This is a genomic window from Caballeronia zhejiangensis (assembly GCF_022879815.1).
Taxonomy (GTDB): Bacteria; Pseudomonadota; Gammaproteobacteria; order Burkholderiales; family Burkholderiaceae; genus Caballeronia; species Caballeronia zhejiangensis.
Window position 1 is genome coordinate 482,131 of the sequence record NZ_CP084287.1, and the last position, 22,926, is coordinate 505,056.

Annotated in this window: 17 protein-coding genes; 11 read left to right on the plus strand and 6 right to left on the minus strand. The window is 67.7% G+C overall.

Annotation, left to right across the window (positions count from 1 at the left end):
• Positions 1 to 26 precede the first annotated feature (26 nt).
• The 11 genes from tssE to tagF are packed head-to-tail and all read left to right on the plus strand — an operon-like array spanning position 27 to position 16,542.
• Positions 27 to 548, plus strand: coding sequence for a type VI secretion system baseplate subunit TssE (gene tssE, locus LDZ23_RS31970; RefSeq protein ID WP_244808417.1), 522 nt, complete (start codon positions 27 to 29; stop codon positions 546 to 548).
• Positions 545 to 2,440 (plus strand): type VI secretion system baseplate subunit TssF, encoded by a 1,896-nt coding sequence (gene tssF, locus LDZ23_RS31975; RefSeq protein ID WP_244808418.1) that lies wholly within the window; start codon positions 545 to 547, stop codon positions 2,438 to 2,440. Before tssE ends, tssF begins: the two co-directional genes overlap by 4 nt.
• Complete coding sequence (tssG, locus tag LDZ23_RS31980) at positions 2,425 to 3,459, plus strand: type VI secretion system baseplate subunit TssG (protein ID WP_244808419.1); 1,035 nt, start codon at positions 2,425 to 2,427, stop codon at positions 3,457 to 3,459. Before tssF ends, tssG begins: the two co-directional genes overlap by 16 nt.
• Positions 3,452 to 6,058 carry a type VI secretion system ATPase TssH gene (tssH, locus tag LDZ23_RS31985; RefSeq protein WP_244808420.1) on the plus strand — a complete coding sequence of 869 codons (2,607 nt, stop codon included), beginning with the start codon at positions 3,452 to 3,454 and terminating at the stop codon, positions 6,056 to 6,058. Before tssG ends, tssH begins: the two co-directional genes overlap by 8 nt.
• Positions 6,059 to 6,068: 10 nt before the next feature.
• Positions 6,069 to 6,458 carry a DUF4280 domain-containing protein gene (locus LDZ23_RS31990; RefSeq protein WP_244808421.1) on the plus strand — a complete coding sequence of 130 codons (390 nt, stop codon included), beginning with the start codon at positions 6,069 to 6,071 and terminating at the stop codon, positions 6,456 to 6,458.
• Between the two features lie 15 nt (positions 6,459 to 6,473).
• On the plus strand, positions 6,474 to 8,480 hold the full coding sequence (locus LDZ23_RS31995) for a type VI secretion system Vgr family protein (RefSeq protein ID WP_244808422.1): 2,007 nt from the start codon (positions 6,474 to 6,476) through the stop codon (positions 8,478 to 8,480).
• 20 nt (positions 8,481 to 8,500) lie between these two features.
• Positions 8,501 to 9,826 (plus strand): type VI secretion system-associated FHA domain protein TagH, encoded by a 1,326-nt coding sequence (gene tagH, locus LDZ23_RS32000; RefSeq protein ID WP_244808423.1) that lies wholly within the window; start codon positions 8,501 to 8,503, stop codon positions 9,824 to 9,826.
• Positions 9,827 to 9,844: 18 nt separating this feature from the next.
• A complete protein-coding gene (gene tssK, locus LDZ23_RS32005; RefSeq protein ID WP_244808424.1) occupies positions 9,845 to 11,185 on the plus strand; it encodes a type VI secretion system baseplate subunit TssK in 1,341 nt (446 codons plus the stop codon).
• A complete protein-coding gene (gene tssL / locus LDZ23_RS32010; protein WP_244808425.1) occupies positions 11,182 to 12,522 on the plus strand; it encodes a type VI secretion system protein TssL, long form in 1,341 nt (446 codons plus the stop codon). The genes tssK and tssL overlap by 4 nt, the downstream gene beginning before the upstream one ends.
• Positions 12,523 to 12,556: 34 nt before the next feature.
• Positions 12,557 to 15,967 carry a type VI secretion system membrane subunit TssM gene (gene tssM / locus LDZ23_RS32015; RefSeq protein WP_244808426.1) on the plus strand — a complete coding sequence of 1,137 codons (3,411 nt, stop codon included), beginning with the start codon at positions 12,557 to 12,559 and terminating at the stop codon, positions 15,965 to 15,967.
• The gene (gene tagF, locus LDZ23_RS32020; protein WP_244808427.1) at positions 15,967 to 16,542 is read left to right on the plus strand and encodes a type VI secretion system-associated protein TagF; all 576 of its coding nucleotides are present in this window, start codon (positions 15,967 to 15,969) and stop codon (positions 16,540 to 16,542) included. Before tssM ends, tagF begins: the two co-directional genes overlap by 1 nt.
• Here the strand turns inward: tagF and LDZ23_RS32025 are convergent.
• From LDZ23_RS32025 to LDZ23_RS32050, 6 genes are all read right to left on the minus strand, one after another.
• Positions 16,539 to 17,351: a PP2C family protein-serine/threonine phosphatase gene (locus tag LDZ23_RS32025; RefSeq protein WP_244808428.1), complete on the minus strand. Its 813-nt coding sequence runs from the start codon at positions 17,349 to 17,351 to the stop codon at positions 16,539 to 16,541. The two genes, tagF and LDZ23_RS32025, sit on opposite strands and share 4 nt — an antisense overlap.
• Before the next feature lie 40 nt (positions 17,352 to 17,391).
• On the minus strand, positions 17,392 to 18,759 hold the full coding sequence (locus LDZ23_RS32030) for a serine/threonine-protein kinase (RefSeq protein WP_244808429.1): 1,368 nt from the start codon (positions 18,757 to 18,759) through the stop codon (positions 17,392 to 17,394).
• 1 nt (position 18,760) lies between these two features.
• On the minus strand, positions 18,761 to 19,639 hold the full coding sequence (locus LDZ23_RS32035; protein ID WP_244808430.1) for a Tll0287-like domain-containing protein: 879 nt from the start codon (positions 19,637 to 19,639) through the stop codon (positions 18,761 to 18,763).
• Positions 19,636 to 20,526, minus strand: coding sequence for a FecR domain-containing protein (locus tag LDZ23_RS32040; protein WP_244808431.1), 891 nt, complete (start codon positions 20,524 to 20,526; stop codon positions 19,636 to 19,638). The genes LDZ23_RS32035 and LDZ23_RS32040 overlap by 4 nt, the downstream gene beginning before the upstream one ends.
• A gap of 180 nt (positions 20,527 to 20,706) precedes the next feature.
• Positions 20,707 to 22,242: a hypothetical protein gene (locus LDZ23_RS32045; protein WP_244808432.1), complete on the minus strand. Its 1,536-nt coding sequence runs from the start codon at positions 22,240 to 22,242 to the stop codon at positions 20,707 to 20,709.
• Between the two features lie 47 nt (positions 22,243 to 22,289).
• Positions 22,290 to 22,922, minus strand: coding sequence for a hypothetical protein (locus tag LDZ23_RS32050; RefSeq protein WP_244808433.1), 633 nt, complete (start codon positions 22,920 to 22,922; stop codon positions 22,290 to 22,292).
• Positions 22,923 to 22,926: the final 4 nt, after the last annotated feature.

The following is a 22,926-nucleotide window of genomic DNA, read 5'->3' on the forward strand; positions in this document are numbered from 1 at the left end:
ATCATTCCGTGCACAAAGGAACCGCCATGTCCGAACCTTCCGCCCGCGACCGCCTGCAGCCTTCGCTGCTGGACCGTCTGACCGATTTCGAACCGCACGCGCGCCATGAATCCCGCGAGCGTCGCGTGATGTCGGCGCGTGCGCTGCGCGAGAGCGTGCAACGCGACATCGGCTGGCTGCTCAACGCGAGCTGTCTCGGCAATGGTGCGGACGTGGCGAACCTGCCGCATGTCGCGACGTCGGTGCTCAATTTCGGCCTGCCGGATCTCGCGGGCCGTGACGTCGCCGCGCTCGCATCAGGGGCGCTGGAGCGCATGATTCGCGACGCGCTGTGGGCGTTCGAGCCGCGACTCGCACGCGAATCGGTGCGCGTGACGGCGATCGACGACGCGAAGCGCACGCGAGGCGGCCACGTGATCTGCTTCGAGATCGAGGCGGACATGTGGTCGCAGCCGTATCCCGAGCGCCTGTTCCTGCGCACGGAACTCGATCTCGAAGCGGGCGATGTGCGCGTCTGCGACGCTCGGGCCGTGGAGCAACCGGCATGAATCCCGCGTTCCTTAGGTACTACAGCCAGGAGCTGCAGCACGTCCGCGAGATGGGCGGTGAATTCGCAGCCGCGTTTCCGAAGATCGCGGGACGGCTCGCGCTCGATGGCGTCGAATGCGCGGACCCGTATGTCGAGCGGCTGCTGGAAGGCTTCAGCTTTCTCGCCGCGCGCGTGCAGATGAAGCTCGACGCCGAGTTCCCGCGTTTCACGCAGCATCTGCTGGAGCTGGCGTATCCGCACTATCTCGCGCCGACGCCGTCGATGACGGTCGTGCAGCTTCAAGCCGATCACGCGAATCCGCAACTCGCGGCGAGCGCCGATGGCATCGTCGTGCCGCGTCATACCGCGCTGCGCGGCATGCTCGACAAATCCGCGTCGACGCGCTGCGAATTTCGCACCGCGCATGCGGTCACGTTGTGGCCTGTGGAGATCGCGCAGGCGAAGTTCTTCACGCATGCGGGCTCGCTGAACGCGTCGTCGCCTGCGCTGCCCGCAAGCGTGAAGGCGGGATTGCGCCTGCGGTTGCGCGCGACCGGCGCGCTCGGCTTCGAGCGCCTTTCGCTCGACCGACTCGCGCTCTATCTGCGCGGCCCGGATGGCTTGCCGGCGAAGCTGCACGAACGGCTGCTCGCGCATTGCGTCGGCGTCGCGGTGATCCAGCCGGGCAACGACGCAGGCGCGGCGGCCACCGTCGCCGTGTTGCCGAAAACCGCGCTGCGGCCGCTCGGTTTCGCCGATGACGAGGCACTTCTGCCGGTCGGCCGGCAATCGTTCGATGGTTATCGGCTGCTGCAGGAGTATTTCGCCTTCGCGCCGCGCTTCATGTTCGTCGAAGTGACCGGATTGCGCGACGCGCTGCGTCACTGCCGCGGGCGGGAAGCGGAGATCGTGATCCTGCTCGATCAGGCGGACGCGTCGCTCGAACGCGCCGTCGATGCGTCGAACTTCGCGCTCGACTGCACGCCCGCCATCAACCTGTTTCGCCGCCGTACCGACCGCGTCGCGCTCTCGGAGACGGAGTTCGAATATCACGTTGTCGTCGACCGCACGCGTCCGATGGACTACGAGATCCATCAGATCGACGAAGTCACCGGTTACGGCGCGGGCGCCGATGCGCGGAAGCAGTATCGGCCGCTCCACTGCGCGAAGGATCTCGACATGCCGGGCGAGGGCGGCGCGTTCTATCAACTGCGGCGCGAGTCGCGGCGCGCGTCGGTGCGGCAGTTGCAGAACGGCGCGCGCAGCAGCTACCTCGGCAGCGAAGCCTTCATCGCGCTGGTCGATGCGTCGAGCGCGCCCGAAAGCGGCGACGTGCGTCAGCTCGGCATCAGCGCGTGGTGCACGAACCGCGATCTGCCGCTTTCGATGCCGGTCGGCGCGGGATCGACCGATTTCACGCTCGAGACGGAAGCGCCCGTCACCGCCGTGCGCTGCGTCGCGGGCCCGAGCCGGCCGCTGCCTTCGTTCGCGGAAGGGCCGTCGGCGTGGCGGCTGCTCGATCATCTTTCGCTCAATTACGCGTCGCTCGTCGATACGGACGAGCAGGAAGGCGCCCGCGCGCTGCGCGAACTGCTCGCGCTCTACTGTCCCGCCGACGATGCCGCCGCGCACCGGCAGGTCGAAGGCTTGCGCTCGGTGTCGTGCGCGCCGGTCGTGCGGCGGCTGCCGTCGCCGGGGCCGATCGTCTACGGGCGCGGCCTCGCGATCACCCTGCACTTCGATGACGCCGCATTCGAAGGCGGGAGCGCGTTCCTGCTCGGCGCGGTGCTCGCGCAGTTTTTCGCGCAGTACGTGTCGATCAACTCGTTCACCGAGACCCAGGTCGCGACGCTCACGCGCGGTCCGGTGATGCACTGGCTAGCGAGGACCGGACGATGCGCGACGCTCTGACCATCGACGGCGTGCTCGCGCGCGACGCCCGCCGCTTCGACTTCTTCCAGGCGCTGCGGCTGATCGAGCGGGCGCATGGCGAGCGTCCGCGCCTCGGCCGGTCGCTGTCCGCGCGCGACGACGCCGTGCGGCTCTCGCAAGACCCGGAGCTGATCTTTCACGCGACGACGCTCGGCGATTACATGCCGGGCGAGCACGGCAAGCCGGGGCGGCTGGCGGTCAATTTCCTCGGCCTGCTCGGACCGAACGGCCCGCTGCCGACGCATCTGACCGCCTACGTGCGCGAGCGCGTGCGTAACGCGAACGATCCGACGCTCGCACGTTTTCTCGATGTGTTCCATCACCGGATGCTGTCGCTGTTCTACCGCGCATGGGCGGATGCTCAGCCGGTCGTGAGCGCCGACCGTCCGCGCGACGATCGCTTCGCGGCTTACGTCGGCAGCCTGTTCGGTCTGGGCGCGCCCGCGCTCGCCGATCGCGACGCCGTGCCCGACTCCGCCAAGCGCCATTTCGCGGGCGTGCTCGCCGCGCCGACGCGCCATGCCGACGGGCTGCGGCTGATTCTCGCGCGCTTCTTCGGCGTGAACGCGTCGATCGAACCGTGGCGCGGCCACTGGATCGCGCTGCCGGACGACGCGCACACACGCCTCGGCGGCGCGCGGCTCGGCGTATCGACGGTCGTCGGCACGCGGGTCTGGGATTGCCAGCACAAGTTTCGCATCGCGATCGGGCCGCTCGGCTATGTCGACTTCATGCGTTTCCTGCCGGGCGGCACCAGCCTCACGAAGCTCGCCGACTGGGTCCGCAACTACGTGCGCGATCCGCTCGACTGGGACGTGGCGCTGCATCTGAAGCGCGAGGACGTGCCGCCGCTGCGTCTGCAAGGGAATGCGAAAAGCGGCGCGCGTCTGGGCCGGAACACCTGGCTCACGAGCGGCGCGCCGGTCCATGACAACCATCGGGTCGTGATCGCCGGGCACGCGAAAACGAGCCATCGCAAGGAGACTCTTCATGACTGAAATCAGCCGCATGGCCTTGTTCGGCAAGCTCGATCCGCTTGCCTATCGCGCGATCGAAAACGGCGCCGCCTTTTGCAAGCTGCGCGGCAATCCGTATGTCGAACTGGCGCACTGGATGCATCAGATCCTGCTCGCGGCGGATTCGGATGTGCGTCGCCTCGTGCGGCACTTCGAGCTGGACGAGGCCGCGCTCGAACGCGATCTGACCGCCGCCCTCGACCGGCTGCCGCGCGGCGCGACGTCCGTCTCCGATATCTCCGCGCAAGTCGACGAAGCCGTCGAGCGCGGCTGGGTCTTCGGCTCGCTCATGTTCAACGCCGGGAAGGTACGCACCGGCCATCTCGTGATCGGCATGTTGCGCACGCCGAATCTGCGCAACGCGCTTTACGCGCTTTCGCGCCAGTTCGAGAAGATCAGCTTCGACGCGCTGTCCGCCCGCTTCGACGCGCTGCTCGACGGCTCGCCGGAAGCGCAGTCTGCGCCCGCCGCGGAACCCGCCGCGCCGCTCGCACGGAACGACGCGCTCGCCCGCTACACCGTCGATCTGACCGCCGAGGCGCGCGAAGGCAAGCTCGACGCAATCGTCGGGCGCGACATGGAGATTCGCCAGGTCATCGACATTCTCATGCGGCGCAGGCAGAACAACCCGATCCTCACGGGCGAGGCGGGCGTCGGCAAGACGGCGGTGGTGGAAGGCTTCGCGCAGCGCGTCGTCGCCGGCGACGTGCCGCCCGCGTTGCGCGACGCGGTCGTGCGAACGCTCGACATCGGGCTGCTCCAGGCGGGCGCGAGCGTGAAGGGCGAATTCGAGAACCGGCTGAAGCAGGTGATCGAAGCGGTGCAGGCGTCGGACAAGCCGGTGATTCTTTTCATCGACGAGGCGCATACGCTCGTCGGCGCGGGCGGCGCGGCCGGCACCGGCGATGCCGCCAACCTGCTCAAGCCCGCGCTTGCACGCGGCACGCTGCGCACCATCGCGGCGACGACGTGGGTCGAATACAAGAAGCACATCGAGAAGGACCCGGCGCTCACGCGGCGCTTTCAGGCGGTCAAGGTGCCCGAGCCTTCCGAACCCAACGCGATCGCGATGATGCGCGGCCTCGTGCGCAAGATGGAGCGGCATCACGGCGTGCAGGTGCTCGACGAGGCGCTGGAGGCGGCGGTGAAGCTGTCGCATCGTTTCATTCGCGCGCGCCAGTTGCCCGACAAGGCCGTGAGCCTGCTCGATACCGCCTGCGCGCGCGTCGCGGTGAGTCAGCAGGCGCTGCCGCCCGCCATCGACGATGCGAAGCGTCGCATCGAGACGTGGACGACGGAAAGCGAGATCGTGGCGCGCGAAGCGGCGCTCGGCATCGACACCGAAGAACGCGCCGCCGATGTCGCCGCGCGGCTCGACGCCGAGCGCATCCGCCTTGCCGATCTGACCGCGCGCTGGGAAGCGGAGCGCGCGCTGGTCCAGCGCATTCTCGAGGCGCGCCGGGTTGTCGAAGAGGGCGGCGAGTCCGTCGCGCTTGCGGACCTCAAGGCCCTGACCGACGAACTCGCGCAACGTCAGGGCGAAGCGCCGCTGATTTTGCCGGGCGTGGATGCACACGCGGTTGCGTCGGTGGTCCAGGACTGGACCGGCATTCCTGTCGGCCGCATGGTGCGCGACGAAGCCGCCAGCGTGCTCGATCTGGCCGCGACGCTGAATCGCCGCATCGTCGGACAGGCTCACGCGATGCACATGATCGCGCGCCGCGTACAGACCGCGCGCGCCGGCCTGGACGATCCCTGCAAGCCGGTCGGCGTGTTCATGCTGGCGGGCACCTCGGGCGTCGGCAAGACGGAAACCGCGCTCGCGCTCGCCGAGGCGCTGTACGGCGGCGAGGACAACGTCGTCACCGTGAACATGAGCGAGTACCAGGAAGCGCACACCGTGTCGCTTCTTAAGGGCGCGCCGCCGGGATACGTCGGTTATGGCGAAGGCGGCGTGCTCACCGAGGCGGTGCGTCGTCGTCCTTATAGCGTCGTGCTGCTCGACGAATTCGAGAAGGCGCATCCGGACGTGCACAAGCTCTTCTTCCAGGTTTTCGACAAAGGCCGCATGGAAGACGGCGAAGGCCGCGAGATCGACTTCAGCAATACGCTGATCTTGCTCACGACGAACGTCGGCACCGAACTCATCACGCGGATGTGCGGCGCCGGGCATGAGGCGTCGTCTCCGGTGCCGTCGCCGGAAGACATCGCGCGGGCGCTGCGGGAGCCGCTGCTCGAAGCGTTCGCGCCCGCGCTGCTCGGGCGCGTCGCCGTGATTCCGTACTACCCGCTTGACGAAGCGATGCTCGATGCGGTGATCCGCCTGCAACTCGCGCGCATCGGGCGGCGTATCGGCGAGCGTCATCGCGTGAGCTTCGTATACGACGACGCGGTCGTCGGCCAGATCGCGCGACGCTGCACGGAACGCGCGAGCGGGGGCCGCATGATCGACGCAATTCTGACCAACACCGTGCTGCCGCGCGTGAGCGCGGAATTCCTTAGCCGTCTCGTCGATGGCCGCAGCGTCGCAAAAGTCGAAGTCGGCGTATCCGACGGCGACTTCACCTATTCGTTCGATTGAGGAGAAAGCCATGCCGCAACAAGTCGTCATGGGCGCGATGCTGCAATGCTCGTTCGGCATGACGCCGTCCGCGCTCGTCGTGCTGCCCGTCAACCGCGTGCGCTGCGAAGGGGCGATTGCCGCGAACATCATGGACCACGAGCCGCTCGTGAACATCATGCCGTTCGGCATGTGCACCTCGCAGGCGAATCCGCAAGTCGCCGCGGCCACCGCCGCCGCCCTCGGCACGCCGACGCCCATGCCCTGCGTGCCCGCGACGCTGACGCCGTGGGTGCCCGGTGCGGTCACGGTGCTGCTCGGCAACCAGCCGTCGCTCGACAGCGTGTCGAAGTGCGTGTGCAACTGGGGCGGCGTGGTGACGATCGCCGATCCGGCGACATGCGCAACGCAAATTCGCTGAACGACGAGGCCGCCGATGATGCTCACCGACACCGATCGCATCGCGCAGACGACCTGCGCGCTCGGCAAGAACGCGCTCGTGCTGTATCGCATGCGCGGACGCGAGGAGCTGGGACGTCTCGCGCAATGGGATCTCGAACTGCTCGCGGACCGCTCGAATCTCGACATCGCGAGGATGCTCGGCAGCGACTTCTCGCTGTCGCTTGCGATTCCTTCCGGCGGCACGCGCGAGTACAACGGCATCGTCACCGCGTTCGAGTTGGCGCGGCCCGCGAGCACGCAGCCCAATCTCCCGGCGATGTATCGCGCGACAGTGCGCCCGCGTATGTGGCTGCTCACGCGCGCGTCGCACTGCCGGTTCTTTCACCAGATGACCGTGCCCGCGATCATCGGCAGCGTGCTTGCGGACTATCACATCGACTTCGAGAACAAGTGCTCGGCGGCGTATCCGAGTCGTGAACACTGCGCGCAGTATCGCGAGACGGATTTCGATTTCGTGAGCCGGATCGCCGAGCGCGAAGGCATTTACTACTACATCGAGCATCGGGGCGCCAAGCATCGGCTGATCCTCACGGATTCGTCGCAGGTGCATGGCCCGACGCCGCATTGCAATGCGCTGCCGTTTCGCGCGCAGACCGGCGCGCCGCATGAGCACGAATGGCTGTACGCATGGTCGGCGGGCGGCGAAGTGGCGACGGGTATCGTCGAGATCAACGACTACGACTTCGAGAAGCCGTCGCAATCGGCGCAACAGGGTCTCGTCGCGCGCGCGCATCGCGCGAAGCGTTTCGATGAAGCCGTCTACGCGATGCAGGAGCACGCGCCCGGCTACAAGCGCCACGAAGACGCCGAGCGTCTTGCGCGCGCGCACGTCGAGGCGCATCAGGCGGCCAATGTCTTCGTGAGCGCGCGCACGACCGCGCGCGCCATCTGGCCCGGCGGGACCGTGCAGTTGAGCGACCATCCGCTCGCGCAGCACAACGGCGAATATCTCGTCGTATCGGCTGAGTATGAAGTCAATTCGGATTACTATCTTTCGACTTTCGATGCGCGCAACCGTCCGCCGGTTTTCGATTGCGCTTTCAAGGCGTTGCCGCGCGACGCCGGATTTCGCGCCGCGCGCAGCACGCCGCGTGCGTGCGTCGCCGGGCCGCAAACGGCGGTGGTCGTCGGGCCGAAAGGCGCGGAGATCCATACCGACAAATACGGCCGCATCAAGGTGCAGTTCCATTGGGAGCAGCTCGAACCGGAAGCGGCGCGCGAATCGTTGCAACGCTGCTGGGTGCGCGTCGCGCAGCCGTGGGCCGGCAAGGGCTACGGGGTGTTCTTCCTGCCGCGCATCGGACAGGAGGTGCTCGTGCATTTCATCGAAGGCGATCCGGATCAGCCGCTCGTGATCGGCAGCGTCTACAACGCCGCGCAGACGACGCCCTACGAACTGCCCGCGAAGATGGCGCGCACGACGCTCAGGAGCAATTCGACGAAAGGCGGCAACGGTTTCAACGAAATGCGTTTCGACGATACGAAGCATGCCGAGCAACTGTTCTTTCACGCCGAGCGCGATCTGGAAACCTGGGTCAAGCATGACGCGCTCACGCGCGTCGGCAACGAGCGCCATGTAATCGTCGAGCAGGACGACTTCGCGCGCTGCGGCGGCAATCGTAGCGACGCCGTGCAGGGCGACCAGCGCACGCGCATCGGCGGCAAGTTTTCCGTCGATGTCGGCGGCGATACACAACACAAAAGCGGGGCGAATATTTCGGTGGGGGCGGGTGTTAACGTCGATGTGAAGGGCGGGGCCAACGTCACCATCGAGGCAGGCGTGACGCTCACGCTCAAGGCGGGCGGCAACACCATCGTGCTCGGGCCGTCCGGTATCGCGATCGATGCGGCCGGGCCGGTGTCGATCGACGGCGTGGTCGTGCAGATCAACTGCGGCGGCGGAGGTGGCGGCGCGGGCGCGGCGAGTGCATCGCCCGACGCGCCCGCCGCGCCCCGCCAGGCCGATGACGGTTCCCGATGAACGGACACGAAGGAGACGCGATGTATCTCACGCTCACGGTGGAGAGCTATCAGGGCAGCGCGCCCGATGCGCCGCTCGCGTGCCGCTTCGGCGCGGCGGGCGGCACCGTCGGACGCGGCCCCGGCAACGTGCTGGTGCTGCCGGATGCGGCGAAGACCGTGTCGCGCGTGCATGCGCAAATCGACTGGACGGAGGACGGCTGGCGGCTCGCCGATCTCGGCAGCAATCCGAGCCGGGTCAATGGCCGGCCGCTCGCGGGCGGCCACAGCGCGCCGCTCGCCGATGGCGATGTGCTGGAGATCGGCGGCTACCGGCTCGGCGTGCGGGCGATGGCGCGCGCGCCCGCCGAAGCCTTCGATGCGCCGCTCGGCGTGCACGACCGTCGCGGCTTCGATCCGCTGAATGCGGAGAGCGGCGAAACCGCGACGGCAGCATTCGCGCACGATCCGCTCGCCTTCGCGGAGGTGCTGGCGGATTCGCCGCTGCCCGGTCCGCGCTTCGATCCGCTCGCCGTGGCCTTCTGCGCCCATGAAGCGCCGCATCGGCTCGACGGCCACGCGGCGTTCGCCGGATCGCAGAGCGATCACGTTCCGCCCGAGCAGGTCGCCTACGTGCCGCCGGTCCGTGATGCGTCGCATGCGCCCGCGGGCGGCATTCCGCACGACTACGATCCGCTCGGCGACGTCGCGCTCGCGCCTTGCACGACGGCCGCCGCCGCGAGCGACGCCATCGCCGAATCGGCCTACGCGGCGCTGCTCAACGGCATGCGCGTCGATGCCGCCGCGTTCGGCAGCCGCGACGCCGCCGAGGTCGCGCGTCTCGCGGGCGCGATGCTGCGCACGGCGGTGCGCGGCGTGGTGGACGTGCTGCTGTCGCGCTCGGTGCTGAAACGCGAAATCAGCCTCGACACGACGATGCTGGTCCAGCGCGACAACAACCCGCTCAAGTTTTTCCCGGACGGCGACGGCGCGCTCGCGCAAATGCTGCGCGGCGCGAGCGCCGGCTATCTGCCCGCGCAGACCGCGCTCGAAGGCGCTTTCGACGATATCCGCCGTCACGAACTCGCGGTTCTCGCGGGCACGCGCGCGGCGATGCAGCATCTGCTCGGCCGCTTCGATCCGCAGACGATCGCGGCGGCCGACGCGCGGCGCGGCTGGCTCGACTGGCTGCCCGCGCGCCGCAAGGCGCGCCGGTGGGAGCGACTCGTCGTGCTGCACGCCGAACTGACGCGCGCGAGCGCCGACGATCTCCAGGCGCTGTGCGGCAACGCGTTCAACGACGCATACGAGCGGCAGGCGAACAGTTTCGCCGATACGAAGCCGCTCGCTCCTTCCATCCCTCTTTGAAACCGGCGCGAGGCGACGATGTCCAGAAACAACAAGGTGATCTGGTCCGAAGGCATGCTGCTTCAGCCGCAGCATCTTCAGCAGCATGACCGCTATGTACGCGCGCAGATCGACGCGCGCTGCGCCGCGCTGCGGCCTTACGCGTATGGCTTCTCGGAACTGGAGATCGATGTCGAGCAACTGAAGCTCGGCCGCATCGCGCTGAACGCGTGCGCGGGCGTGCTGCCCGATGGCAGTCCGTTTCGCCTGCCCATCGACGATGAACTGCCGCTGCCGCTCGCCGTGCCCGAAGACGCGCGCGATCTGACGGTCGTGCTCGCGCTGCCGGTCGCGCGTCACGGCGCGCCGGAGGCGTCGTATGCGGCGCACGCGGCTCACCACGGCTTCGCGCGCCATCGCATCGAGGAAACGGAAGTGCTCGACAGCAACGAGGGCGCGACCGGCGCCGCGCTCGTGCAGGTCGGCAAGCTGCAATTGCGCCTCGCGTTCGAGAATGACGTGGCGCACGCGCATACGTCGCTCGGGATCGCGCGCATCGTCGAGCGCCGCGCGGACAACAGCATCGTGCTCGATGCCGCCTACGCGCCGCCGTGCCTCGACTATCGCGTGTCGCGGCGGCTGTGCGGATTCGTCGACGAACTCACGGGCCTCATGCATCAGCGCGCCGATGCGCTCGCCGCGCGCCTCGCCCAGCCCGCCGCGACCGGCGCCGCCGAAATCGCCGATTTTCTGCTGCTGCAAGTGCTCAACCGGGCCGAGCCGTTGTTCGCGGGGATTGCATCGACGACGGGCCTGCATCCGCACGACCTGCATCAGCACGCGCTGCAACTGGCGGGCGAACTCGCCACCTTCAGCCAGTCCGGCAAGCGTCCGGGCGCGTTCCCGGCGTATCGCCATGAGCGGCTCGACGAGACGTTCACGCCGCTCGTCAACGCGCTGCGCGCCGCGCTCGCCGCCGTGATGGACCCGCATGCGGTGCCGATCGCGCTCGAGGAGCGCAAGTACGGCCTGCGCGTGGCGATCGTGCCGGACCGCGAACTGTTCCGCTCGGCGAGCTTCGTGCTCGCGGTCAAGGCCGATCTCGCGCCCGCCGCGCTGCTCAACGGCTTTCCGCAGCAGGCCAAGCTCGGGCCGGTCGAGCGCATCCGCGATCTCGTCAATCTGCAATTGCCGGGCATCGCGCTGCGTGCGCTGCCGGTCGCGCCGCGCCAGTTGCCATTCCATGCCGGCTTCACCTATTTCGAGCTGGAACGCGGCGGCGATCTGTGGCGGCAGTTCGCGACGTCGGCGGGCGTGGCGTTGCATGTCGCGGGGGATTTTCCCGGCATCGAGTTCGAGTTCTGGGCGATCCGCCCATGAATCCCCGGCCTTATCCGACGAAGGAACGCATTGTGAATGCATCGACCTTTCCGCAAACCGGCTTCGACCCGGACGACACCATCCTGATTCCGCAACCGGGCGGACGTGTCGCGGAGCGCGCGCGCACCGAAGACGCGCCGCGCGCGCCGGTGCTGCCGGCCGCGGCGAGCGGTTTGAATCCGCTCGTGCGCGCGGCGAATCCGCTGATCGAACTGGCGTTGCCGCTGCGTCAGCGGGCCGCGATGACCGACATGGAAGCGCTGCGCGGCGAACTCGTGCGCATGATGCGCGCCTTCGAGCACGATGCCCGCGCGAGCGGCGCCGACACCGAAACGCTCGCGGCGGCGCGCTATTGCCTGTGTACGTGCATCGACGAGGCGATCTCGGGCACGCCGTGGGGCAGCGGCGTGTGGGCGAGCCGCAGCCTGCTCGTGACGTTTCACAACGAAGCGTCGGGCGGCGAGCGCTTCTTTCTGATCCTGCAACGTCTCGCGCAGGACCCGGCGCGCAACATCGACGTGCTGGAACTGCTGTACGTGATCCTGTCGCTCGGTTTTGAAGGACGCTATCGCCTGATCGATGGCGGGCGCAGTCAGCTCGAATCCGTGCGCGAGCGGCTCGAACGCATCATCCGCGATCAGCGCGGCGCGTTCGAAACCGAACTCTCGGTGCACTGGCGGCCCGCCGAACGCGCGCGCCGCCCGCTCGGGCAGCGCATGCCGCCGTGGGTGTGCGCCGCGCTCGCGGGCGTCGTCGTGGTGGCGACGCACATCGCGCTCGCGATGAGCCTGAACCGCACGTCCGATCCCGTGTTCGACGCGCTCAACCGCATCCGCGTGAGCGAGCGTCCCACCGCGCCGGCGAGCGTGATCGCGCCTGCCGCGATGCCCGCCGCCGCCGCGACGCTTGCGACCTTCCTCGCGCCGGAGATTCGTCAGGGACTGGTTTCGGTGCGCAAGGCGGCGGACCGCTCGATCGTCACGATCAACGGCGACAACCTGTTCGCCTCCGCCAGCGCTACGCTCGATCCGGCCTACGACGCGCTGATCGGACGCATCGCGGATGCGCTCAAGAGCGTGCCCGGCAAGGTCGTCGTGACGGGCCACACCGACGATCAGCGGCTCGTGTCGGCGCGCTTTCCGTCGAACTGGTATCTGTCGCAGGCGCGTGCGGAGAGGGTGCGCGCGATGCTCGCGTCGCTGACCGGGACGCCCGCGCGCTTTTCCGCCGAAGGACGCGGCGATGCCGAGCCGCTCGCATCGAACGATACGACCGCAGGCCGCGCGAAAAACCGGCGCGTCGAGATCACGCTGCTCGCGCCGGGCGCCTCGTCGTGAGTCGTTCGTAAAGCATATCAGCATGGAGATATCGATGAAAAAAATCGCAGAAACGCTCAGGATGCCGAAATGGCTGACGCTGGCGGGCGTGCTCGCGCTGCTCGTCGTCGTGTGGTTCGAAGGGCCGCTGTTCGCGTTCAACGGTCACGCGCCGCTCGAAACGCCGCGCAGCCGCTGGATCGCGATGGCCGCGCTCATCGCGATATGGGGACTCGTCTGGGGCGCGCGCCTGATCGCCGCGCGGCTCGTCAATCTGCGCTTCATGAGCGGCGTCGCGGGGCAGGGACAGGCGGCCGCCGCCGGCAGCGCGGAGCTTACGGTGCTGCGCGAGCGCTTCGAACAGGCGCTCGCGATCCTGCGGCAGGCGCGCATGAAGGGCGTCAACGGCCGCCAATGGGTGTATCAGTTGCCGTGGTACATGTTCATCGGCGCGCCAGGCACCGGCAAGAGCACGGCGCTCGCGCATTCCGGCCTGCGTTTTCCGCTGCGCGACAAGCTGGGCGAGGACGCGATCGGCGGCGTTGGCGGCACGCGTCACTGCGACTGGTGGTTCACCGACGACGCCGTGCTCGTCGACACGGCAGGCCGCTTCACAACGCAGGACAGCGACGCGCAAGCCGACGAATCCGCGTGGACGGGCTTTCTGCAACTGCTGCGCAAATATCGGCCGCGGCGGCCGCTGAACGGCGTCATCGTCACGCTGTCGGCGGCGGATCTCGTGCGCGAGGACGACGCCGCGCGCGATGCGCACATCCGCACGATCCGCAGCCGTCTCACGGAACTGAGCGAGCGGCTCGGCGTGCGCTTTCCGGTGTACGTCGTCGTGACGAAGTGCGATCTGCTCGCGGGCTTCACCGAATTTTTCGACGATCTCGGCGAAGCGGAGCGCAATCAGGTCTGGGGCATCACGTTCGCGCTCGACGAATCGCCGGGCGCGGGCGCGGCGCTCGCGGCATTCGCCGCCGACTTCGACGCGCTCGGCACGCGGCTGCGGGCGCGCGTGCTGCATCGCATGCAGCGTGAGACCGATGTCGCCCGGCGCGCGCGCATCTACGGCTTCGCGCAGCAGTTCGCGGGGCTGCAACCGGCGCTCGGACGTGTTCTCGACGGCGCGTTTCGCGGCACGCGCTTCGAGGCGTCGCCGCTCCTGCGCGGCGTGTATTTCACGAGCGGCACGCAGCATGGACGGCCGATCGACCGCGCGATCAGCAGCATCGCGCAATCGCTCGGCTTGCGTCGCGACGCGGCGTATAACCGCGATGCGTCGGGCCGCGCGTATTTCATCAACCGGATGCTGAAGGACGTGGTGATCGCGGAGGCCGGGCTCGTCGGCGCGAACGCTCGCTTCGAGCGCTGCAGCGCGTGGCTGCGGCGCGGCGCGCTCGCGCTGGTCGGCGTGATGCTGATGCTCGCGCTCGCATGCATGGCGGTGAGCTACCAGCGCAATCGCGCCTATGTCGCGGAATTCGAGCGCGAGACGCAGCATGTGGCGCAACTGGCGCGCGAGGCGAACGCGACGGCCGATCCGCTCGCGGTGCTCCCTCTGCTCGACGCGGCGCGCGCGCTGCCCGGCGGTTACGCGGACGCCGGCAAGCCGGTGCCGTGGCTCACGCGGCTCTGGCTGTATCAAGGCGACAAGCTCGGTCAGGAAGCGCGCGTGACGTATCGGCGTCTGCTCGATCAGACGTTGCTGCCGCTCGCGGTCGGCAAACTGACGCAGGAATTGCACGATGGCGGCACGGTCAATGATTCGCCATCCGAGGTAAATCGATATGAAGCGCTGCGTGCCTATCTGATGCTCGGCGACGCGCGCCATTTCGATGCCGCCGCGCTGCGCGCGCATCTGGTTCCGGCGCTTGCCGCCAACGCAAGTCCGGCGCAGCGAAGCGCGCTCGATGCGCATCTCGCCGCGCTCTTCGACAAGGCGCAGTTCGATCCGTCGCTGCCGCTCGACGATGCGCTCATCAAGGCGGCGCGCGCGCGGCTCGCGGAGTTGCCGCTGTCGCAGCGCATCGGCAAGCGGGTGGACGGCGAGTTGGCGCAGGCGAACGTTCCGGCGTTCACCGTGAGCGCGGCGGCCGGTCCCAACGCGCCGCTGCTGCTGCGGCGCACGAGCGGCGCGCCGCTCACGACCGGCGTCGCGGGCGCCTACACGCGCGCGGGCTACGCGCAATACACGCGTTTGCGCGACGCCGCGCTCGCCAATGTCGCGAAGGACGCGTGGGTGCTCGGCCGCGACGATGTGGCGCTGACGTCCGATGGCATCGCTTCATTGCGCGCCGCGCTCGACGAGCGCTATTTCGACGCCTACATCCACGCGTGGGACAGCCTGCTCGACGATGTGACCGCTGCGCCCGTCACCGCGCTCGCCGATGGCGCGCGCATCGCGAACGAGCTTTCCGCGCCCGATTCGCCGCTCAGGAAGTTCATCGTCGCGGCGGCGCGCGAGACGACGCTCGGCGCGAACACGGCGACGCGCGTCGACGAACGCTTCCAGCCGCTGCATCAGCTCGCGGGCAAGCCGGGCGATGCCACGGCGCTCGATCGCGCGTTTGCGCCGCTCAAGGACGCCGCCGTGTATCTCGATGCCGCCGATGCCGCCCGCAGAATGGGCCAGCCCGCGCCCGCCGGCGACGCGCTCGGCAAGCTGAGGCTCGCGACTCAGACGAGTCCCGCGCCGCTTACGCCGGTCGCCGCATCGATCGCCACGGCGGGCACCGCGCTCCTCGAAGGCGGCGAGCGCGCCCGGCTCGACGCGCAGTGGAACGCGAATGCCGGTCCGCTGTGCCGCCGCGCGCTCGATGGCCGCTATCCGTTCGTGCATGGCTCGACCCGCGACGTCGCCGCCGATGACTTCGGCAAGCTGTTCGCGCCGGGCGGCCTCATCGACGATTTCTTCCAAAAGAACCTTGCCGCACTGGTCGATACGAGCGGGCCCGTCTGGCAATGGCGCGCCGGCACGCCACCCGCGGGCATGCCGCGCGACGCGCTCGCGCAATTCCAGCGCGCCGCGCAGATTCGCGATGCGTTCTTCCACGACGGCAGCCGCGACATGTCGATCCGTTTTCGCGTGAAGGCGCTGTCGTTCGATCCGGCGGTGACGCAACTGAATCTCGACATCGACGGACAGCAGCTCGCGCTCAAACAGGACGGCCTTCAGTCGATGCTGCTGCAATGGCCGAGCGGCAAGAACACGGGCCGCGCCAGCGCGCAGTTCGATCCGGCTTCCGCCGCGCAAGCCGCGCCGCTCGACGCGAGCGGTCCGTGGGCGCTGCTGCATCTCATCGACGCGGGCAGGCTCGACGCCACCGCGCAGCCGGACGGCTACAAGCTCACGCTCGAATCCGCCGGGCGCAAGGCCGTGGTCGAACTCGATGCGACGAGCGTCGTCAATCCTTTCCGGCGCGCGCCGCTCGAACAATTCCGCTGCCCGGAGCATCTGTGATGACGTCGCCGGGTGTCGCCGGATGCTTCGGCAAGCTGCGCGGCAACGGCGATTTCGTGACGCGGCGTCTGCCGCAAAGCTTCGTCGTTCCCTGGGATGCGATGTTGCAGGCGGGCCTCGTCGCGGGCCGCGCGGCGCTCGGGCCTGCGTGGCTCGATGCGTATCTGACCGCGCCGCTGTGGTGTTTCGTGCTGGGCGGCGGCGTGCTCGGTGAAAGCGGCTGGGCGGGCGTGCTGATGCCGAGCGTCGATAATGCGGGCCGGTATTTTCCGTTGACGATCGCCGCGCCCGTCGAAACTCATGCATGGCCGATGCGGCGTCCGCATGCGCGCGCGTGGTTCGCGCAGTGCGGCGCGCTCGCGCTCGCGACGCTCGACAAGCACGCGAGTCTTGCGAATTTCGATGCCGGATTGCTGGCGTTATCGCCCGAAGATGACGCGAACGTCGTTCCGATGCCGCCGCATGCGGGGACTTGGGGAACGAGCGTCTGGTGGCACGCGCAAACGCTGCGCACGAGCGCCGGTTTGCCCGACGCCGCGTTCGTCGCGGCGCTTTTCGATGACCGTGCCGCTTAATCGCCGTCGAAGCAGGCGATGACCGCCGTGATGTTGTCCTTGCCGCCTGCATCGAGCGCGAGCGCGACGAGTCGCCCGCAGGCGTGGCCGATGTCTTGCGGCGTCATCGATCCGAGCACCGCTTCGATCTCGCCGTGCGGCACTTCGCCGTGCAATCCGTCGCTGCACAGCAAGTAGCGGTCGCCGGGCAGCCACGCATGCGCTTGCACGACGGGCGCGATCGACGGCAACGGCCCGAGCGCCTGCAACAGCACGTTGCGCGGCGGCAAATGCTCGATCGCGCCGGACTCCAGCGCCTGCTGATAAAGCGTCTGGTCGCGCGACAGTTGCATGAGCGCGCCATCGCGATATCGATACAGCCGGCTGTCGCCGATGTGAAGCGAAATCAGCCGCGCCGAGCCGCGCGGCTGCCAGATGCCCGTCAACGTGGTGCCCATCGCCCGATGCGCGAGCCGCTCGCGCAGGTTCTTCGCGTGAAGCGTCGCGTTGGCGCGATCGAGCGCGTCGGCGGCGGCGCGCATCGCGCAGGCGGAAGCATCGTGCACGGTGGCGTCGGGATCGTCGGTGCGCGCGCCGTCGGCGTGAATGCGGGACGTCGAATCGGCGGCGAGTCGCATCGCGATGCAGTCGAGCGCGGTCGCGCTGGCGCGCGCACCGAAGGCATGGCCGCCCATGCCGTCCGCGACCGCGACGAGGTTCAGCGTCGGATCGATCAGAAAGCGGTCCTGGTTCTCGCGACGCACGCGGCCGGCGTCGGTAAGGCCGAACGCGGTGCACGCGGCAAGGCGGATCGGCGTGTCGGGATTCATCGGTCGTGCTCCTTCGGATGCGTGTCGTAGTGAAGCGGCGTTACAGCCCGGCGTCGCGCTGGAATCGCGCGCGGTCGTGCTCGTTGGCGATCGCCGCCGCGAGCCGTTCGTGCAGCGCGCGCAGGCTGGCCGCGCGCGTGGACTCGCGTTTCGCGATGATCGTCGCGATCGGGCCGAGATAAACGGCGAGCTTGAGCGCGGCGGCGCGCACGTCTTCCGCATCGAGCGATGACAAAGCCGATGCCGCTCCGTGGGTCGTGCCCACGTTCGACCCGTCCGCGAAGGCGGCGACGAACTGCGCGCGGCCTTTGTCGGAGGGAACATGCGGCGCGAGCAGGGCGACGAGCGCCGGCAAATCCGGCGCATCGGCAATGCGCGCCGCCGCGCGCCGCACGAGCAGACGCGCGACCGGTCCGATCTGCGCGGCGAGCCGCGCTTCGACCGACGCGAGCGTGGCGGCGGGCCACATCGTGAGCGACGGCAGCGAGTCGCCGCGCATGGAGCCTGTTTCCGGCGCCATCGTTTGCGCTTCGAGAATCGTGCGGTCATCCGAGGTTGCGGGACTGCTGCCCGATGCATCGGCAAGCGCCTGCCGCAGCGCGTCGGCACTCTGATAGCGCGCGGCCGGACGGCGGGACAACGCGCGCATCAGCACGTCGTCGATTTCGCGGGGCAGCGCCGGATTGCAGGCGGACGGCAGGCGCGGCGTCTCGTGCATCACTTGCCGCATGACTTCGGCCTGCGAAGCGCCCGCGAACGGCCGGCATCCGGTGAGCATTTGATAAAGCACGACCGCGGCGGAAAACAGGTCGGAGCGGCCATCGACGGGATCGCCCGCGAACTGCTCCGGCGACATGTAGCAAGGCGTGCCGATCATCGCGCCGGCGAGCGTCAGCGTCGACGATTCGACATGCGCGACGCCGAAGTCCGCGACCTTCAGCCGCCCTTGTTCGCTGACGAGCAGGTTCGCGGGCTTGATGTCGCGATGCACGACGCCGTGCGCGTGCGCGAAGCCGAGTGCGGCGAGCAGTTGCGCGAACCAGTCGAGCGCGCGCGCGAGTTCGAGCGGACGGCCCGCGTCGAGCAGGGGCTTCAGCGCGTGTCCGTCGACCAGTTCCATCGCGATATAGGCAGTGTCATCGGCTTCGCCATAGTCGTATACGCCGACGATGTTCGGATGCGTGAGCCGCCCGGCCGCCTGCGCCTCGCTGCGCAAGCGCGTCATGAGACTCGCGCGCTCGCCGGTCTCGAACAACTCGTGACGGACGGTCTTCAGCGCGACATGCCGCTCGATATGCGGATCGAACGCGCGATAGACGACGCCCATCGCACCCGTGCCCAGCACCGCCTCGATGCGGTACTTGCCGAGCTGTGCAATGCGCGGCGGCTCCATCGCGGCGGCTTTCACCTCATGCCTCGATCATCTTGAACGCTTCCACGAGGCTCGTCTTCATGCGCGCGAAGGACGCGGCGAGCGAAGCGATCTCGTCGCGGCCGCGCTCGGTGAAGTCCGCGCCGTCGAGTTGTCCGAGGCTGGCTTCGTCGGCGGCGCGCGAAAGGGCGCGGATGCGCCGCGTGACGAGCAGATGCACCATCACATTCAGTGCGATCAGCAGCAGCACGAATACGGCGAGCAGCGAGCCGAGGAAGGTGCGCAGCACCGCGTCGCTGCGCGCGACGGGCAGCGCCATCGGCACCGAGACGAAGTCCGCGCCGATGACATCGTGCATCGCCCAGTTGAAGCCGTTGTCGGGACCGTATTTGTCGATGAGCGTTTTCGGCGCGCGCGACGGCACGCTGTGACACTCCATGCAGGCGGCGTCGGTGATGCGGTTCGGGCGCGCGATATACAGGTTTTGCCCGGACGGCGTGTCGCGCAGTCCGACGATTTCCTTCAGTTCCGGCTTGTCGTGCAGATGACGGATGACATCCGTTTCCCAGTCCGAAGGCCGGTCGCGCGGATTGGTCGGGTTCAGCATCGTCGAGCGATAGGAGTATCCGGCAAGTCGCTTCTCCAGCGTCATCAGCGTTTCGACCGCCGAGAAGACCGGCACCGATTGCGGCACGAAGCTGTATTTGAGCTGCGTCTGGAGGAGCGGCGTGACTTGCGTCGCGGTGTAGTTCTGCGCCGCGCTCGCCGCTTCCATGAGAACGCGCGCATTCTGCACGGTCTCTTCGATGGCCGCGCGACGCAGCAACTCGCGCGCGGCGAACCCGGCCGACACGAAGCCGACGACGAAAACCGCGAGAAACACCAGATTGAACTTGACGGCGAGCGACAGTCTCATGACTCCACCTCGGTTGATTTGTCCTGCACAGGCGAGACCGCGCGACGGTGCGGCATGGCGGGAGGCGGGCACAGCACGCGCCGCCATTCGGGAAGATTGCGCAGGTTCAGCCGCAGTTGCGCGCGGAACGGCTCGCTCTGCGCGAGCGGCCTAAAGCGTGCGACGAAGCTGCGCCGGATGGGCAGCGGCGCGATGAGCCAGTCGGCGATATCGGCGTACGTCGCGGGGCGGCCCTGCGCGGGCGCGACGAGCTTCGCCTTCGCGGGCGTCGAAGCCATCGCGAGCGGATCGCGGAACGGCAGCGGCATCGCGGCGATGAACGACGGCGCGGCGCGCGTGCCCACGACGAGCGGTTTGCCGGTCTCGCGTTCGGCGTAATGCTCGCCGTCGAGTTGCTGATGGGCGTCGGCATGTTCGGGCAGGGCGAGCGTCACGCTGCCCGCTTCGAGAAAGAGCGCGGTCATCTCGCGGGCCGCGTGCAGCACTGCGGCGCCGTCGCGCAGGCTGACGTCGAGCGTGGGCGTGTCGATCGGAAAAGGCTCGGCAGCGCTCATTCGCGGACGCGCGATCTTGATCCAGCCCGAGAGCAGCGCGAGCGCATCGCCGTGCGGCGCGATATCGATGGCGAGGCGCGTGTCCGCGCCGAGCGCGACGATCGTGCCGTCGCTGTCTTCGATCTGCGCGCTGCCGTGCGCGTCGGTGGCGAGCAGATCGCCCGGCTCGAGCGCGATGGGCGCATCGACGTTGAAGACAGACGTCGCGCGAATCAGCGTGACCGTTCCTTCGGGCAACAGCGTGGCCTGGCCCGCTTGCGCGCCGTGAAGCGAGCACAGACAAGCGAGCGCGACGCCGAAGCGAAAGGTTTGCAGCAGGGTTCGGGCGTTCATCGCGGCGAGGCCTCGAAGCGTGAAGTGATTGCGACGAAAACAGCCTTGCCGCGCGTTCTATTCCACGCAAATTTTCTGTTTATCGATGGAACAAATCGACGCCGCGCGGTGTTGCTGACGGAACACGAAAAAAACGCCTTCGCATGAGCGAAGGCGTCGGCTGGTCGATGCAGGAAGGCGCTATCCGTTCAGGAAGCCGAGCACGGCCTTGCGCACCTTCAGATCCCACGTCTGCTCTTCTTTGTGGCTCGTGGCGAGCGTGAGCAGGCCTTTGATCATCGCATCGTCGGAATCGAAGGCGAAGCCCGCATCGCTCAGATAGTCCGATCCCCAGACCTTGAGGCTATCCACGTATTTGCCGCCCGCCGTGAATTCCGCCTGCGTGACGATGCTCTCGTCGTCCTTGAACATCGCGAGGAAGTGCATCTTGTCGCCGCAGATGCCCGAGTTGAGCGCGAGCACCGAGAGCGCCGGAATCGGCACCGCGTAGCGCTTGAACCAGGCGTTGAAGGCGATCGGCCGGGTATGCAGCGCGTCGCGTTGCATGCGTGCTTCCCAGTATCCCTTCGCCTGGTCGCAGAAGCGCTTGATGCGCTTGATCTCCACGATCTTCCAGATGACCTTCGCGAGCGTCTCCATGATGGACACGACCGCATCGACGATGGTCGATGCGCCCTGGCTGGCGAACTGCAGACCGAGGCTCGCTCCGCCCTTGACGAGGTCGTACACGCCCGAGCCGATGCTCAGCTTCATCGCGCGCCTGATGGCTTCCACGATGGTTCCGGGATGCCCGGCCAGCACCTGCACATCGCGGCCTTGCACCCACTCGCGATACTTGGTGATGCTGCTGTCGACGGTATTGGCGATGCCCTTGGCGATATCCAGCCCCGCGCCGATGAATGGCGCGAGCGTCGCAAGCAGCTTGCCGCACAGAAAGTCGACGAGTTTGCGCAAGAGCGCGGGCATCGTGTCGAGCGCGAAACCACCGGGATCGTTGCGGATGTCCGCGACCTTCTCGCGAATCATGTCCCACAGCTTTCTCGCGCCTTCCTCGACTTTCGCGCGAATGGCTTCGTACAGCCGTTGCGCCGCGCTGCTCAACGCGGGTAACGTGAGCGTGGAAGTCGCGAGCTGATTCGACTTCACGAGCGTCGGTTCCTTGTGCTTCCTGATCTTCTTCTGCACCTGTTCGAGCGCGAGCGATGCCGACTTCTGCACGACGCTGTTGTCGAGTATTTCCGATGCGCGCGCCGCCGCGACATTGGTATCCGGCGCGAATCCGAGTCCGACGTTGGTGATATCGAATGCGCCTTCCAGCAGCACTTGAAACGTGTCGTCCTCCAGTTCCAGGTTGCCGAAGAGATACAGCACGCCGAGGCGCGCGTTGATGAGCGCGGGCGTCATGAAGTCCTGCGCGCCTGCCGCGGCGTCCGTGTCGCCCTTGCCGTGCAGTTGCTGATCGAGCAGCGTGAAGCATTTCGAGCCATTGCGCGAGCCGGTCTTCCAGGCGTCGTCGGGGCCGACAGATAATCTCCAGCGCTCGAACGCCTGCACCAGCGCGTGGAATTGATGAACTGTCCGGTTGCGGTGATACATGAGGATCTGCTGATCCAGATCCTTCAGCGCCGCGCCGCGCACCTGAAGCAGCGCCGAGGTTCCTCTGAGCCATTCATCGTGGGAAATGATGTCGGGCAGCTGGGCGTAAGCGTAGCGCATGGATGGGTCTCCTATTTCAAGTGGTCGTTGACTGTCGGGGAGGCGGCCTAGCACCACGGGATATCGTTCAGCTTTACGTAGCGGGTTTCGATCAGGCGGCCGCTGCGACTGCGCACGTCCACCCGATAGATGCAGCCGAAACTGAAGAAGTTGTGATCCAGCACGAAGATTTCGCGGTGCATGATGCCTCCTGCCGTGGCCGGTTTGCGGATCGAACCGGGCCGATCCTGGCCGCTGCGGGATGTCGCGGCCGTCGATAGCAAAACAGCGGGGCTGGAGGATTTGTTCCGCGTGGCGGCGGCAATATATTTGCGGGCGAGGACGGAATAAACGCGGGACTTAAAGTGTCCGGCCGGACGTTTTTTGTGCTGGATTGACCGTGAGATCGGTGGCCGTCTGGAGATCCGACGATCGGGGCATGGCCCGGCCGTGTCTGCCGAGCTTGCGATATATCTTCGATTACTGCATCTCGCTCCGACACTCGCCGACCACCCTTTTGCAATTCGCGGACGTCTGACTGTTATCTTGCAAACGGTGACGAATTCATTGTTATCCACGAGATTGCGGCACGCCGTTGAGCGGCGAATCTCCGTTAGAACGATGCGCAGATCGTAAGTTAGCCCTGCGCCGACGCAGCCGAGTTCACTCGCGACCTGCAACCAGAACAATCCGGTCTTCATCGGA

Bases quoted from the DNA above. Each gene is read 5' to 3' on its own strand.
- LDZ23_RS32035 (WP_244808430.1), bottom strand. From the start codon at position 19,639: ATGAGACTGTCGCTCGCCGTCAAGTTCAATCTGGTGTTTCTCGCGGTT.
- LDZ23_RS31995 (WP_244808422.1), top strand. From the start codon at position 6,474: ATGATGCTCACCGACACCGATCGCATCGCGCAGACGACCTGCGCGCTC.
- LDZ23_RS31990 (WP_244808421.1), top strand. From the start codon at position 6,069: ATGCCGCAACAAGTCGTCATGGGCGCGATGCTGCAATGCTCGTTCGGC.
- LDZ23_RS32050 (WP_244808433.1), bottom strand. From the start codon at position 22,922: ATGAAGACCGGATTGTTCTGGTTGCAGGTCGCGAGTGAACTCGGCTGC.
- LDZ23_RS32025 (WP_244808428.1), bottom strand. From the start codon at position 17,351: ATGAATCCCGACACGCCGATCCGCCTTGCCGCGTGCACCGCGTTCGGC.
- LDZ23_RS32045 (WP_244808432.1), bottom strand. From the start codon at position 22,242: ATGCGCTACGCTTACGCCCAGCTGCCCGACATCATTTCCCACGATGAA.
- tssK (WP_244808424.1), top strand. From the start codon at position 9,845: ATGTCCAGAAACAACAAGGTGATCTGGTCCGAAGGCATGCTGCTTCAG.
- tssE (WP_244808417.1), top strand. From the start codon at position 27: ATGTCCGAACCTTCCGCCCGCGACCGCCTGCAGCCTTCGCTGCTGGAC.
- tssM (WP_244808426.1), top strand. From the start codon at position 12,557: ATGAAAAAAATCGCAGAAACGCTCAGGATGCCGAAATGGCTGACGCTG.
- LDZ23_RS32040 (WP_244808431.1), bottom strand. From the start codon at position 20,526: ATGAACGCCCGAACCCTGCTGCAAACCTTTCGCTTCGGCGTCGCGCTC.
- tagH (WP_244808423.1), top strand. From the start codon at position 8,501: ATGTATCTCACGCTCACGGTGGAGAGCTATCAGGGCAGCGCGCCCGAT.
- tagF (WP_244808427.1), top strand. From the start codon at position 15,967: ATGACGTCGCCGGGTGTCGCCGGATGCTTCGGCAAGCTGCGCGGCAAC.
- tssL (WP_244808425.1), top strand. From the start codon at position 11,182: ATGAATCCCCGGCCTTATCCGACGAAGGAACGCATTGTGAATGCATCG.
- tssG (WP_244808419.1), top strand. From the start codon at position 2,425: ATGCGCGACGCTCTGACCATCGACGGCGTGCTCGCGCGCGACGCCCGC.
- tssF (WP_244808418.1), top strand. From the start codon at position 545: ATGAATCCCGCGTTCCTTAGGTACTACAGCCAGGAGCTGCAGCACGTC.
- tssH (WP_244808420.1), top strand. From the start codon at position 3,452: ATGACTGAAATCAGCCGCATGGCCTTGTTCGGCAAGCTCGATCCGCTT.